This is a genomic window from Haloferax gibbonsii, assembly GCF_001190965.1.
Taxonomy (GTDB): Archaea; Halobacteriota; Halobacteria; order Halobacteriales; family Haloferacaceae; genus Haloferax; species Haloferax gibbonsii.
This window is the reverse complement of the sequence record NZ_CP011949.1, coordinates 180805-194892: the sequence shown is the minus strand read 5'-3', so window position 1 is coordinate 194892 and position 14088 is coordinate 180805. Positions and strand designations below refer to the sequence as shown.

Sequence of the window (14088 nt, the reverse complement as noted above, 5' to 3'; positions counted from 1 at the left end):
GATGCCGTCGAACGACCTCACGCTCGCGGTTTCGTTGCGGGCGCTCGACGAACTCGCGCGACCGAGCCGCGCGCTCGAAGACGCCGCGCGGTGGACGAGCCACCTCGGTATCGTCTCCTCGGAACCGTCGTTCATCGAACGGCGGCGCGTCCGGGAAGCCGGGTACGAACAGGAGTTTCTGTCGGGGCCGCGCACGATAGAGGAGGCGCTGACGAGCGTGCGAGCGCATTTCGACACGGCGCGGTACGTCTTCGTCGGCACGGACGAAACCAGCGAGGTCGTCACGCGGGTTCCGGACTGGACCTACCAGTCGGTGACGGACGCCGCAGCAGCCGCGGATTGGCGGCTTACGTCGACTATCGACGCCGACGAGGAGTGGCCCTATCGCGAAAAAACCCGCTTCGAGTGAGCTGCGGTCGGCTCCCCTCCCGGACCTAGAGCGCTTCTTGGGCCCGTTCCCGAAGCGGGGGTCCGAGGCTCGTGTCGTTCGCGAGTTCGTCGAGCGCGTCCGTCGCTCGACACCGACTCAGGGCGTTCAGGGCTTGGCGACGGTACCGCCCGTCGAGCCCGCTCGTGACCACGACGAGTCGAAGCTGCGTGGTCGCCCGTTCATCGGCGAGCTCATCGATGGCGTCTTCGCGCGTTCCGCGCGGCGCGTTCTTGTCGACGACCGTTCGAAAGAGCGAGCGTGGCGAAGACATCGTCAATCGGCGAGGCCGACCTCCTCGGCGCTCTCGGCGGACTGTGCGTCCCCGTCCGCAGCCTCTTCGGCGTCTTCGGGACGGTCGAACGTCGGGAAGCGGTCCTCGAAGGCGCTCCAGTCGGCGTCCATCTCTTCGTCGGTCAGCGTGGCCGTCTCGAGGTCCGCGCGGAGGTCGTCGTGGTCGATGTCGGTGCCGATGAGGACGAGTTGGGAGCCTCGGTCGCCGTACTCGGGATGCCAAGTCTCCTCCAGTTCGGGGTACGCCTCGAAGTACTGTGCCTGCTCGTCCGCCGGGAGCGTCGCAAGCCACCTGCCCGCGGGCGTGAGTCGAATCGACTGGCCCGCGACGTCGATACCCAGCGCGATGTCCTCGCGGCCCGCCAGCCAGAAGTGTCCCTTCGAGCGGACCACGCTCGTCGGCAGTTCGTTCAGCAGGTCGGCGAACCGCTCCGGGTGGAACGGCCGACTGGACTCGAAGACGAACGAGGTGACCCCGTGTTCTTCCTCCGCGGAGGCGTGGGGCTCTTCGAGTTCCTGCATCCACCCGGCGGACTGACTCGCCGCCTCGAAGTCGAACCGACCAGTGTCGAGGATTGCGTCCGGGTCGACCGCGCCGTGTTCGGTCCGGACGATTTCGGCGCGGGGCTGCAGCACTTCGAGCATCGCTTCGATCTCGTCGAGCGTCGCCTCGTCGACGAGGTCGCACTTGTTCAACAGCAGGACGTCGCAGAACTCGATCTGTTCGACCAGGAGGCTTCCGAGGTCCTTCTCCGTGTCGCCGTCCATGAGCGACTCCGTCGAGTCGAACGTCGTCCAGAACTGGTGGGCGTCGACGACGGTGACCGTCGTGTCGAGTTCGTAGTAGTCCATCGGCTCGATGCCGGTCTCCTCGTAGAACTCGGTGGGGTCGAGGTCCGACTGGTCGAACCCCATGGTGAGCGTCTGGGCGACGGGGAGCGGTTCGGCGACGCCGGTCGATTCGATGACGAGGTAATCGAACTCGCGAGCCCGCGCGAGCTTCGCGAGCGCGTCGAGCAGGTCGCCCCGGAGCTCACAACAGATACAGCCGTTCGACAGCTCGATTAACTCCTCGTCGTCCTCCGAGATGTCGGAGTGCTCGGCGACGCGGTCGGCGTCGACGTTCACCTCGCCCATATCGTTGACGAGGACCGCGATATCGAGGTCCGTCCGCGTGTTCAGGAGGTTGTTCAGCACGGTCGTTTTCCCCGCGCCGAGGTTGCCGCTCAGCACGGTAACGGGAATCGTCTCTCGACTCATGTGTTATTAACTCTAGACCACATCTTATTTATAATTAGCTAAATAGACTGTTCTATTGTTAATGGAGGCCCCAACTACCCCACGAACTGACGAGTCGCTCGACGCGGTTATCGTCGGCGCAGGAGCCGCTGGCGTCGGTATCGGCGTCGTTCTCGAGGCCCTCGACCTCGACGCCTACGCGATTCTGGAGCGAGACGACGTCGGCGCGTCGTTTCGACAGTGGCCCGAGGAGATGCGGTTCATCACTCCCTCGTTTCCCGGAAACAGCTTCGGCTGTCGGGACCTGAACGCCGTCACGACGGACACGTCGCCCGCGTTCGCGCTCGACTGCGAACACCCGACCGGCGAGCAGTACGCGCAGTACCTCCGCGGAGTCGTCGAATTTCACGACCTCCCCGTCCGGACCGGCGTGGATGTCGAATCCCTCCAACGCCACGACGACGGGTTCGTTCTGGACACGTCCGCCGGCGTCGTCCGGAGCCGGTTCGTCATCTGGGCGGCCGGACAGTTCGACCGACCGAACGACGAGCCGTTCCCCGGCGCGGCTCACTGCGTCCACAACTCCCGAGTCGACTCGTGGCACGCGTTCGCCGACGAGTGCGTGGACGACCCGGTCGCGGTCGTCGGCGGATACGAAAGCGGAATCGACGCGGCGCTCACGCTCACCGAACTGGGCCGCGAGGTAGTCGTCCTCGACGAGGAGGGCCCGTGGCAGTATCGCGGGCCAGACCCGAGCGAAGTCCTGTCCCCGTACACCAGCCAGCGCCTCCGAGAGGCGCTCGAACGGGACCGACCGATCACCCTCAACGACGGTGCCCGCGTCGAACGCGTCGACAGAGACGGTGGCTCGTTCGACGTCGTCTGTACGAACGGCGAGACGCTCGCGACGCGGAACCGGCCCGTGCTCGCGACGGGGTTTCAGTCGGGTCTCGGCCCGGCGGACGACTACTTCGAGTCGGAAGACGGCCACCCCCGACTGACCGACCGAGACGAATCGACGGACACGCCGGGCCTGTTCCTCGTCGGCCCCCAGGTCGCGCACAACGGTCAACAGTTCTGCTTCATCTATAAGTTCAGACAGCGGTTCGCGGTCGTCGCCGACGAAATTGCCGCGAGACTCGGTATCGACCGCGCTCCCCTCGACGAGTACCGCGAGAAGAACATGTTCCTCGAGGACGCGTCCTGCTGCGAACCCGACATGTGCGACTGCTAATCGTGACACGACAATCATCACAGCCCGACAGCGGAATCGAGCGCTCGAACGACGCGCGAGACGACGACCGACACGTGTGTCGGATGACCGGCCGAGAACAGGGCCTCGTCAGTAAGTACGACATCTGGCTCTGTCGGCAGTCGTTCCGTGAACTCGCGCCGAAGATAGGGTTCAAAAAGTATGACTGACACGCAGCCTCGGTCGAACAGTCGCCCCGCGGCGGGGCGCGACGGGACGGGAAGGGACCGGAGAGAAACCGTCGTCGTCGTCGGCAAAGAGAGCGTCGGCAAGTCGGAACTCGTCGCCGGCCTGACCGGAACGACGCCGACGACCGGCAACTTCCGCGGAACGACCGTCGACGTCGAGCGATACGAGTCGGACGAGTTCGTCTTCGTCGACACGCCCGGAATCCTGCTCGGGACCGACACCCAAACGACTCGAACGGCGATCAGCGCGGTCGAAGACACCGAGACGGTGCTCCTCGTCGTTCGCGCGACGAACATCGACGACGACCTCGAGGACCTGCTGCCGCTGGTGCAGGGAAAAGTCGGCGCGATTGCCGTGACGTTCTGGGACAAAGTCGAGAACCAGGCCGAGGCCCGCGACGAACTGGACGCGCTCGCCGACGACCTCGGGGTGCCGCTCGTTCCGGTGGACGCGCGAAACGTCTCCCGCGTCGCGACCGACGGCGGCGGGTCGGCGGTCGACGGACGCGAGCGGACGCACCTCGTCAGCGCGCTCCTCGATGCCGACGAGTTCCCCGGGCAGGTCACCCGGCGGACGGGCATTCATCTCGACCCGCCGGCGACGATTCTCGAACGCCCGCTCGCCGGGCCACTCGTCGGCATCGCGTTGCTCCTGTTGCCGGCCGCGGCCGCGGTCCACTTCGCGAACGCCGTCGCCTCGGAACTCTCCCCTGAGGTACGCTCACTGCTGGCCCCCGCGGTCCGGTGGACGAGCGACCTCCCGGGTCCACTCGCGGCGGTGTTGGGCGGCGACTACGGCCTGCTGTCGATGGGACCGTTCCTGTTCGTCTGGGCCGGCCCGACGATTCTCCTCTTCGCGCTGTTCATGGCGGTCTACAAGAACAGCGGACTCGTCACGCGGATTACCACGTCGCTCCACCCCTCCCTTCGACACGTCGGCCTCACCGGTCGCGACCTCGTTCGCGTGGTCATGGGATTCGGATGCAACGTTCCGGCGGTCACCAGCACCCGAGGGTGTTCAGACTGCACGCGCCGGACGACCGTTTCGGCCATCGGATTCGGGTCGGCCTGTTCCTACCAGTTCCCGGCGACGCTCGCCGTGTTCGCGGCGGTCGACATGCCGTGGCTCGTCCTCCCCTACGTCGGCGTTCTCGCCACTACGACGCTCGTTTACGCTCGTTTGATTGCGCCCGAACGGGCGCGGACGGCGTCTCTCGCCGCCGAAGACCGCACGTTCCTCCAGTGGCCGACTCCGCGTTCGGTGTGGCGAGAGGCCAGCACCGTGGTTCGAAGCTTCTTCCTGAAGGCGCTTCCCGTCTTCGTCGGAATCGTCTTTCTCGCATCGCTCCTCGACTACCTCGGCGTCTTGGACGTGATGGGCACGACTCTCTCGCCGGTGATGGCGCTGTTCAACCTCCCCGGTGAGACGGCACTCGTCGTCGTGCTGGGGTCGATTCGCAAGGACGGTCTGCTGTTGCTGCAGTCGGACGGACTCGGCGCGACGCTCTCCGCGATGACTCCCGTGCAGGTGTTAACGGCCGTCTACCTCGCGGGGGTGTTGCTCCCCTGTCTGGTCACGGCGATTACGGTTGCGAGGGAGCTCTCACCGAGATACGCCGGTCGAATGCTGCTCCGTCAGGCCGCCGCTGCTGCGGGCTTCTCGCTCCTCATCGGGTGGGGTGGTGCGGCCCTCTTCTAGCCGATGGCCGACGAACACATGACGCTCGCGTTCGAACTGGCCGCGCTTCGGCGGACTCGCGACCCGCAGGCGGTGGTCGCCGACGCTCGTCGATGGGCGCAATACGTCGGGCTTCTCTCGACGAATCTCGAGGCCGCTCACGCGTTCAGCGCGACGCACCTCGTCCGCCGAGATTTCCAACTGCGGCCGACCACATCGAGCTTTCGAGAGCTCTCTTCACGGGTCGAAACGGAGAGACACGTGCTGGTCGGCACCGCTTCGAATCGGCCGGCGTACCTCCCTTCCCAGCATTGGGAGTATCTCAGCCTCGAAGCCGCCGCCACTGCCGCTGGCTGGGAGCTTGAGCCCCCGAAGACGACACGACGGGAGCGATGGTCGGCCTGGCTGTCGGGTCTCCTGAGAGTACAAGAATGAAAATTGGTATCTTTCGGCACTCGTACAGTCCGGTATGGCTGACGAATCGGTAGACATCGAACTCGATTTCGGGGACGACGGACTGGTTCCAGCAGTTGCACAGGACGCGGAAACTGACGAGGTTCTGATGCTCGCGTACGCCTCGCCGGATGCGGTGGCTGCGACGCGGGAGACGGGATTGGCCCACTACTACTCTCGGAGTCGAGATGAGCTTTGGAAGAAGGGCGGGACGAGCGGGCACACCCAAGAGGTACGGGAGATTCGGGTCGATTGCGACAGAGATGCGCTCCTCTACCGCGTCGAGCAGGAGGGCGGTGCCTGTCACACTGGCTATCGTTCGTGCTTTTCGCGAACGATTGATGGCGAGGAAGTTGGTGAAAAGGTCTACGACCCCGATGAGGTCTACGACTAGGCGGAATACAGTCGCGTTGGGTTGTCGTAGCACGCGAATACGGACGACTTGAGCCAGTCGCTGTCGCTTCTGCCTTGGCGTTCTGAAGATTGTGTCCCCGTTGTGAACGACGAAACGAGTCCGTTTGCGAAGCCCTCGAGAGCGCACCGCCTCGGGGCTTACCCCCGAGGCACTCGCTTGCTTATCCGGAGAAACGGTGTCTGAACGCGATAACCCAGCGAGACGGAGCTGAAAACCGAAGCCTCACCAACAACTTCGGTGCCGCTTTTCGTTCCACAACCCCCAATTCCGTCTGGCCGAGAATACCGTCGAGACTAGCGTTTTCGGGCAGATGTTCGGAAAATGCTACACTTCTCCGTTCCTCCCTATCTGAACACCGCCGTCTCGTTCGGCCGAGGAAGTTAGGTGTCGGCGGGCGTACCACTCTCACATAATGTCTGACGAACCATTCGTCGTCGTCGGCGGCGACGCCGCCGGACTTTCCGCCGCGAGCAAGTTCGCCCGCGCCGACGCCGACCGCGAGGTCGTCGTCTTCGAGAAGGGCCGCTGGGTCTCCTACGCCCACTGCGGCACGCCCTATTTCGTCAAAGGCGAGGTCGACAAGCTCACCGACATGCTCTCGCTGTCGCCCGAGGCGGCCGCCGACCGCGGCATCGACCTCCGGCGCGAACACGAGGTCGTCGCCGTCGACACCGACGAGCGGGTCGTCACGGTCGACGGCCCCGACGGGGCGTTCGAACAGCCCTACGGCGACCTCCTCGTCGCCACCGGCGCGCGGGCGCTCCGCGACCCGATAGACGGCATCGACCTCGACGGCGCGTTCACGCTCCACGGGCTGGACGACGCGGCGGCGATTCGGTCGTTCCTCACCGACCCGGACGAGGCCTCGGTCGCCGACCTCGGCGGCGGCGGCTTCGTCGACGAGGCGCGAGCGGCCCGTTTCGGCGCGATGGAACCGCCCGAGTCGGTCGCCATCGTCGGCGGCGGGTTCGTCGGCGTCGAGATGGCTGAGGCCTTCACCGCCCACGACCTCGACGTCCACCTGTTCCAGCGCTCCGGGCACGTCCTCAGCTCCTTCGGCGACGCCGTCGGCGAGCGAGTCGAAGAACACCTCGAAGATAACGGCGTCACGCTCCACCTCGGCGCGTCGGTGGAGCGACTCCGCGGCGACGACGCGGGCCGGGTCGAGGCCGTCGTCTGCGAGGGCGACGAACTCGCGGTCGATGCGGCGATGGTCGGTATCGGCCTCCGCCCCAACTCGGACCTCGTCGCCGACGCGGTCGACCTCGGCGAGACGGGCGCTATCGCGGTCGACGACTACGGGCGGACGAGCGCGGAGCGCGTCTACGCCGCGGGCGACTGCGCCGAAATCGACCACGTCGTCACCGGCGAGCCGACGTGGAACACGCTCGGCCTGCCCGCGAACCGCGCCGGGCGAGCCATCGGCCAGACCGTCGCCGGCGACCCCGAACCCATTGGGACCGTCGCGAACACCTCGGTCGTGAAGGCGTTCGACCTCGAGTGCGGCCGCGCCGGCGTGACCGACCTCGACGAGGCGCGCGACGCCGGCTTCGACCCCGTCTCGGAGACCATCACCGCCGGCTCGCGGTCGGGCTACTACCCCGGGTCCGCCGAGACGACCGTCACGCTCGTCGCCGACCGCGACACGGGGCGACTGCTCGGCGGCACCATCGTCGGAGCCGACCGCGCCGCCGTCAGAATCGACACCGTGGCGACCGCGCTCGCCTCCGAGTTGACCGTCGCCGAGGTGGAGCGTCTCGACCTCGGCTACGCGCCGCCCTTTAGCCCCGTCTGGGACCCGATTTTGACCGCGGCGAAGGTGCTCCGCGGCTCGCTGTAAGCCGCGAGCGGTTCGAAATTCGAACCGAACAAAACGACTATTATCGATTGTGTGGTAACGATACGCTCACGTGCTGGATATAACTCCAACAGAGCGCGGGTGTGTCGAAACGAAACCGACGCGGCCGACGAGTCCGGCGGAGTCGCATCGGCGTCCGCCGAGCGGAGCGTGGTGTCGGTGAACGGCCGGGTCGCCGCCGGACTGTTCGTCCTTCTGGGACTCCTCTGGGGGAGTTCGTTCGTCGCCATCGAAGTCGGTCTCGCGTACTTCCCGCCGCTGCACTTCGCGGCGCTTCGGTTCTTCCTCGCGGGGCTCATCGTCCTCGGCTACGCCGCCGTCTCGACCGACTACTGGCGGCCGCACAGCCGGACCGACTGGACGCTCGTCGGCGTCTCCGGCGGCCTCCTCATCGGCGCGCACCACGCGTTTCTCTACCTCGGACAGGAGCACGTCCCCGGCGCGGTGGCGGCCATCGTCATCAGTCTCGGCCCGGTCCTGACCGCGCTGTTCGCGACGGGCATCCTCGGCGACCGCATCTCGCCGCTCGGGGTCATCGGGTTCGGTTTCGGCTTTCTCGGCGTCGGCCTCGTCGCCCAACCGGACCCGAACGCGCTCCTCTCCAGCGACGTGGTCGGCGTCGCCATCGTCTTCGTCGCCTCGGCGTGCTTCGCCCTCGGTGCCGTCCTGACGCGCCCCTTCTCGTCGGACATCCCGGCGCGGACGCTCCAGGCGTGGGCGATGCTGTTCGGGGCCGCGCTCCTGTCCGTCGCGGGCGTCGCCACCGGCGAGTCGCTCGCGGCTATCGAGTGGTCCGGCGTCGCCGTCGGCTCGCTGCTCTATCTCGCCGTCGTCAGCGGTGCGGGCGCGTTCCTCATCTACTTCGAACTGCTCGGCCGGTTCGGCCCGACGCAGATAAACCTCATCGGCTACGTCGAACCGGTCTCCGCGACGCTCCTCAGTTGGGCCTTCCTCGGTCAACTCATCGACTCCGTGACCGCGCTCGGCTTCCTCTCCATCTTCGCCGGCTTCGCGCTCATCAAGCGCCGGGCGCTCGGCGAGTTGGTCGTGGGAGCGCGCGGTCGGTCTGCGGAGTGACCGTCGTCGAGTCCCGCGTTTCGCCCGCGGAGCAACGGACACAAGTAGTCGAGCGAGCGAACACTCACTCACCATGCCCGCCGACTCCGTGCCGCCCGAGCAGAAAGCACAGATTGCGAACGCGGTCCGCGCGGCGCTCGCCACGCACGGCTACGCTCGGCTGACGACGAAGAAGGTGGCCGCGGAGAGCGAAAAGAGCGAGGCGGGGCTGTACTACTACTACGACTCGAAAGACGAGATGATCGTCGCGTTCCTCGAAACGTCGGAGGACTACCTCGCGCGGAGCCTCGACGAGATCGACGCCGAGGGCCCCGAAGAACGGCTTCGGGCGGTCTGCGACATCCTCATCGTCGACGAGGACGACGCGGCCGCCGCTGGCGTCAACATCGCCGTCATGGAACTCCTCTCGCACGCGCCGCACAACGAGACGCTCCGCGAACCGCTGCTCCGGATGGAGCGCCACACCCTCGACGTTATCGCCGACATCGTCCGCGACGGCGTCGAGCGGGGCGTCTTCCGCGAGGTCGACCCCGAGGGAACGGCCGCGTTCGTCCTCTCGGCGACCGACGGCTACACCGGCTTTGCCCTCGCGCTCGGGATGGAGGGCGTCGGCGACGACCTCCGGGAGTCGCTGTCGGCGTACATCGACTCGTTGTTGGTCGAGTGAGGCCCGCCCGTCTGTTTCCGTCGTCCCCGCTCGGTCCGGCACTTATCTACCGAAACGGCCGTAAGCGGGTGGACGAATGTCTTTCGAAGGGTCGTGGTACCTTGACCCTCGGAAGGGTTATCCGTCGCCCGACCTTCGATTTGTTCGTAATGGCACACGGCAAAGTTGATTTCTTCAACGACACTGGCGGCTACGGTTTCATCTCTACTGACGACGGCGACCTCGACGACGACGAAGACGTGTTCTTCCACATGGAAGACGTCGGCGGCGAAGACCTCACGGAAGGTACCGAAGTCGAGTTCGACATCGAGTCCTCGCCCAAGGGCCCCCGCGCGGCGAACGTCGTTCGGCAGTAACACCGAGACGCGACTGCTGTTTGTAGCGGCAGACGACACCTCGACTTTTCAGACGATTACACGGCGAGCCGAGGCTCTCGACGGAACCGAGCCTCTCGGCCGTGGTTCGCTCCTCCCGTTTCTAAGTAAGTACTCACTCAGTAGATTTATATCGCTCCTCGAACGACTCGATTCCATGCCGAGCCTACACAGCGTCCACGCCCCGCCGAATCACGCCGAGCGTCCACGCCTGCCAACCGCCTCAATCGAGGTCTCGCGATGACACTCGTCGAGGACGCGACGCTCGGCGTCCACATCCTCGCCGGGTTCGCGGCGCTGTTCGCCGGCTTCGGCGCGATAGCCACGAAGAAAGGCGGCCGTCGCCACCGTCGGGCGGGCCGGGTCTACGTCGCGGGGATGACCGTCGTCGCGGTCACGTCGCTCGTGCTGTTCGCCCTCGCGCCGACCCGCGGGCGGACGTTCCTCGCGCTCGTCGCGGTGTTCAGCTACTACTTCGTCTTCTCGGGCGACCGCGTCCTCTCGCGGAAGCGCCCGACCGACAGGCCGGAACTCGTCGACTGGGTCGCGGTCGGTCTGCTCGCCACCGCCGGGGTCGGTCTCCTCGCCATGGGCGCGCTCCGGTTCCTCGCCGGCGACAGTTTCGCCACCGTGATGCTCGTCTTCGGCGCTGCCGGCGCCGGCCTCGGCGTCCGCGACCTCGCCGCCTTCCGTCGGGAGCGCGCGGAGTCTCGGGAGTGGTTCTTCGAACACATCGGCCGCATGGGCGGCGGCTACATCGCCACCGTCACCGCCTTCTCGTCTGTCAACTTCGACTTCCTCCCGACCGTCGCCGCGTGGCTCTGGCCCACCGTCGTCGGCACGCCGCTCATCTTCCTCGCCATCCGGAAGTACAAACGCGGGTCGCCCGGCGCGGCCGCCTCGACCGCCGACTGATTAGGAACCGCGGGCGACCGCTCTTTTCCCCACCTTCCGACCGCTATCTCGACGGCCTCTCGCCGCGGAGTGTGACGGCGCTCGACGAATTCCGGGCCGACATTGAATAACAACGGTGAACGATAGAATAACAGCACTTATTATATCGAATGAGTTTTCTAATAACATGCGAACGAAAACCCGACGCAGGTTCCTCGCGACAGTCGCCGGAAGCGCCGCCGTCGGCCTCGCGGGCTGTCTCGGTGACGGCTCGTCCGATTCGACCGACTCGTCAGCCGAATCGGAGACGACGGCCGCGGCCTCGTTCTTCGTCTTCGGCGACGTGGCCCGACGCGTCGCTGGCGACGTCGCGTCCGTCGACACGCTCGTCCCCATCGGTCAGCACGGCCACGGCTGGGAGCCCGGCCCGGACGTGCAGGGCCGGGTACTCGAGTCCGACCTGTTCGTCCACGGAATGCCCGGCTTTCAGCCGTGGGCCGACGACATTCGGTCGTCGCTCGAAGCCGACGGGTCGGATGTCACCGCGGTCGACGCCTCCGCCGACGTGGAACTCCACGAAATCGGACCCGACGGCCACGTCCACGACGACGAGTCCCACGACGAGGCGGAACAGCACGACGAAGAGGCGCACGCGAACGAGACGCACGAGGAGACGCACGCAAACGAGACACACAGCGAAGAGACCGAACACCACGACGACGAGCACGCCGAGGAGTCGGAGAGCCACGACCACGGCGAGCTCGACCCGCACTTCTGGCTGGACCCGACGCGGGTCGCCACCGCGACCGAGACGCTCCGCGACGCCTTCCAGTCGGTCGATTCCGCGAACGCCGACGCCTACGCCGCGAACGCCGAGTCCTACCGCGAGACGCTCTCGGAACTCGACGCGGCGTTCGAGGACGGCCTCGCCGCCCGCGACCGCGACGTGATTCTCGTCGCCGGCCACGACGCCTACGGCTATCTCGCCGACCGCTACGACCTCGAAATCGTCGCGCTCACCGGTATCTCGCCGGACGAGGAGCCGTCGCCGCGGGACATCGAGCGGGCGCAGGCGACCATCGAGGAACACGGCATCCGACACGTCCTCGCCGACCCGCTGGAGTCCGACCGCGCCGCACAGCAACTCGTCTCCGAGACGGACGCCGAGGACGTGCTCCCGCTCACGCCGCTTCCCGGCGTAATGACTGAGTGGGAGGAAAACGACTGGGGGTACGTGGATATCATGCGAGAGGTGAACCTCCCGTCGCTTCGGACGGCGCTCGGCGCGCAATGACGGCCGTCTCGCTCAGCGACGTGTCCTTTTCGTACGGCGACGTCCCGGTCGTCGACGGGGTTTCGCTCGACGTGGCCGAAGGCGAGTTCCTCGGCCTCGTCGGCCCGAACGGCTCGGGCAAGAGCACGCTCCTGACGCTGATGCTCGGGCTCCGCCGTCCGACCCGCGGCGAGGTGCGACTGTTCGACCGCCCCGCCCACGACTTCGCCGACGGCGAGCGCGTCGCCTACGTCGCACAGGACGCGACGGACGCGGCCCGGGACATGCCGGTCACCGTCCGCGAGGTCGTCCGGATGGGTCGTTACCCGCGGAACCTGTTCGGCCGCTTCTCGGCCGACGACCGCGAGGCGGTGGCCTCGGCGCTCGACCGCGTCGGTATCGCGGACCTCGCCGACCGCCGGGTCGGGGCGCTCTCCGGCGGCCAGCGCCAGCGAGTGTTCGTCGCCCGCGCGCTCGCCGCGGAGGCCGACCTGCTCGCCCTCGACGAGCCGACGGTCGCCCTCGACGCCGAGTCCCGCGAGGCGTTCTACGACCTCCTCGGCGAACTGAACCAACAGGGGATGACGGTCGTCCTCGTCGAACACGACATCGGCGTCGTCACGGCCCGCGCGTCCCGAATCGCCTGTCTCAACAAGCGGCTGTACTTCCACGGCGACACCGACGACTTCGCCGAGAGCGACGCGCTCGCCGCGGCCTACGGCGCGAACCAGCGCGTGCTCGACCACGACCACGGCCATCACCACGGCAACTCTCACGACCACCAGCGGGGTCACTCCCACGGCGACGCCCGCGCCGAACCGGAGGACGAGCAGTGAGCGGCCTCGTCGCACTCGCGGCGACCGACCTCCTCGCGGTCGATTTCTTCGCGGCCGACTCCCTCGCGCCGCTCCTCGTGGCCGACGCGTTCACGGGCGTTTTCGACTGGTTCTTGACGGCGGTCGTCGGCGGGGCGTTCTCGTGGCTCGCCGGCGTCACCGGTCTCGACTTCCTCGGCTACCCCTACATGCAGCGGGCGTACCTCTCGGTGCTCTGCATCGGCGTCGTCGGCCCGCTGGTCGGGTCGTTCCTCGTCTACCGCGACCTCTCGATGGTCGGGGACACGCTCGCCCACACCGCCTTCGCGGGGGTCGCGCTCGCGCTCTTCCTCGACGCGACGCTCGGCCTCGCGGTCCCGCCGCTCCTCGGCGCGCTCGTCGTCGCGGTCGTCGCGGCGCTCGTCGTGCAGGCGCTCATCGAGTACACCGACGCCCGGAGCGACGCCGCGCTGGCGATGGTCCTGACCGGCGGCTTCGCCCTCGGGAGCGTGCTCATCTCGCTCACCGGCGGCGGCATCTCGGTCGGTATCAACCAGTACCTGTTCGGCTCGCTTGCGACCGTCTCGCGGGCCGACGTGGGACTTCTCGTCTCGATGGGACTCGTCGTCGTCGGCTCGGTCGCGGTCGCCTACCGGCCGCTCGTGTACGTCACGTTCGACGAGACCGCCGCCCGCGCGTCGCGGCTCCACGTCCGCGCCGTCAACACGCTCCTGTCGATTCTCACCGCGTTCGTCGTCGTCAGCGCGATGCGAATCATGGGCGTCATCCTCGTCGCGGCGCTGCTCGTCATCCCCGTCGTCACCGCCTCGCGACTCGGGCGGAGCTTCAAGCAGTCGCTCCTCTACGGCGTTCTCGCGGGCGAACTCGCGGGCGTCGCCGGCGTCACGGTCGCGTACCTCTACGGGCTCGCCGCCGGCGGCTCCATCGTCCTCGTCGCGCTCGCGGGCTTCGTCGCCGTCGCCGCCGGACACCGACTGTCCTGAGCGGTTCGCGTTTCCGCCCGGCTTCCCCGCTTCGGCCGTAGTGGTTCGGCACCCCCGCGCCTGTCTCCGACCTTGTCCGGACAAGTGATTTTTAAACCGGCCGACGATTTCTGGTTCTATCAGCCGCTGGTAGTGTGGTATCTATCCTGCAATATACTTCCCGAATCTGTTATTTTTGGC

16 protein-coding genes are annotated in these 14088 nt (G+C 67.0%); 14 read left to right on the top strand and 2 right to left on the bottom strand.

Annotation, left to right across the window (positions count from 1 at the left end; all coding sequences use genetic code 11):
* Nucleotide 1: 1 nt before the first annotated feature.
* Nucleotides 2-409 carry a DUF7124 domain-containing protein gene (locus tag ABY42_RS17860; protein ID WP_050460352.1) on the top strand — a complete coding sequence of 136 codons (408 nt, stop codon included), beginning with the start codon at nt 2-4 and terminating at the stop codon, nt 407-409.
* Nucleotides 410-434: 25 nt separating this feature from the next.
* Here ABY42_RS17860 and ABY42_RS17855 read toward each other — a convergent pair whose 3' ends face one another.
* Entirely contained in the window at nt 435-701 is a 267-nt protein-coding gene (locus ABY42_RS17855) for a hypothetical protein (RefSeq protein WP_050460351.1), read from the bottom strand.
* 2 nt (nt 702-703) lie between these two features.
* Nucleotides 704-1981 (bottom strand): GTP-binding protein, encoded by a 1278-nt coding sequence (locus tag ABY42_RS17850; protein WP_050460350.1) that lies wholly within the window; start codon nt 1979-1981, stop codon nt 704-706.
* A 61-nt stretch (nt 1982-2042) separates the two neighbouring features.
* Here ABY42_RS17850 and ABY42_RS17845 point away from each other — a divergent pair, with 61 nt between their 5' ends.
* The 13 genes from ABY42_RS17845 to ABY42_RS17785 all read left to right on the top strand — a co-directional run bounded on the left by ABY42_RS17845 (nt 2043) and on the right by ABY42_RS17785 (nt 13908).
* Complete coding sequence (locus ABY42_RS17845) at nt 2043-3194, top strand: NAD(P)/FAD-dependent oxidoreductase (protein WP_050460349.1); 1152 nt, start codon at nt 2043-2045, stop codon at nt 3192-3194.
* Between the two features lie 35 nt (nt 3195-3229).
* Nucleotides 3230-3382, top strand: coding sequence for a 30S ribosomal protein S14 (locus ABY42_RS17840; protein WP_394325158.1), 153 nt, complete (start codon nt 3230-3232; stop codon nt 3380-3382).
* On the top strand, nt 3375-5099 hold the full coding sequence (locus ABY42_RS17835) for a nucleoside recognition domain-containing protein (RefSeq protein ID WP_050460347.1): 1725 nt from the start codon (nt 3375-3377) through the stop codon (nt 5097-5099). Before ABY42_RS17840 ends, ABY42_RS17835 begins: the two co-directional genes overlap by 8 nt.
* Before the next feature lie 3 nt (nt 5100-5102).
* Nucleotides 5103-5513: a DUF7124 domain-containing protein gene (locus ABY42_RS17830; protein WP_050460346.1), complete on the top strand. Its 411-nt coding sequence runs from the start codon at nt 5103-5105 to the stop codon at nt 5511-5513.
* Nucleotides 5514-5547: 34 nt separating this feature from the next.
* Entirely contained in the window at nt 5548-5925 is a 378-nt protein-coding gene (gene hisI / locus ABY42_RS17825; RefSeq protein WP_050460345.1) for a phosphoribosyl-AMP cyclohydrolase, read from the top strand.
* A 433-nt stretch (nt 5926-6358) separates the two neighbouring features.
* On the top strand, nt 6359-7786 hold the full coding sequence (locus ABY42_RS17820; RefSeq protein ID WP_050460344.1) for an FAD-dependent oxidoreductase: 1428 nt from the start codon (nt 6359-6361) through the stop codon (nt 7784-7786).
* 177 nt (nt 7787-7963) lie between these two features.
* On the top strand, nt 7964-8881 hold the full coding sequence (locus tag ABY42_RS17815; protein WP_050460419.1) for a DMT family transporter: 918 nt from the start codon (nt 7964-7966) through the stop codon (nt 8879-8881).
* A gap of 73 nt (nt 8882-8954) precedes the next feature.
* Complete coding sequence (locus ABY42_RS17810) at nt 8955-9548, top strand: TetR/AcrR family transcriptional regulator (protein ID WP_004978118.1); 594 nt, start codon at nt 8955-8957, stop codon at nt 9546-9548.
* A 149-nt stretch (nt 9549-9697) separates the two neighbouring features.
* Nucleotides 9698-9904 (top strand): cold-shock protein, encoded by a 207-nt coding sequence (locus tag ABY42_RS17805; protein ID WP_004978121.1) that lies wholly within the window; start codon nt 9698-9700, stop codon nt 9902-9904.
* A 258-nt stretch (nt 9905-10162) separates the two neighbouring features.
* Nucleotides 10163-10837: a DUF2306 domain-containing protein gene (locus ABY42_RS17800; RefSeq protein ID WP_050460343.1), complete on the top strand. Its 675-nt coding sequence runs from the start codon at nt 10163-10165 to the stop codon at nt 10835-10837.
* Nucleotides 10838-11003: 166 nt separating this feature from the next.
* Complete coding sequence (locus ABY42_RS17795; protein ID WP_050460342.1) at nt 11004-12110, top strand: metal ABC transporter substrate-binding protein; 1107 nt, start codon at nt 11004-11006, stop codon at nt 12108-12110.
* Nucleotides 12107-12925, top strand: a complete 819-nt coding sequence (locus ABY42_RS17790; RefSeq protein ID WP_004978126.1) for a metal ABC transporter ATP-binding protein — start codon at nt 12107-12109, stop codon at nt 12923-12925. Before ABY42_RS17795 ends, ABY42_RS17790 begins: the two co-directional genes overlap by 4 nt.
* Nucleotides 12922-13908 (top strand): metal ABC transporter permease, encoded by a 987-nt coding sequence (locus ABY42_RS17785; protein ID WP_004978128.1) that lies wholly within the window; start codon nt 12922-12924, stop codon nt 13906-13908. Before ABY42_RS17790 ends, ABY42_RS17785 begins: the two co-directional genes overlap by 4 nt.
* Nucleotides 13909-14088 lie beyond the last annotated feature (180 nt).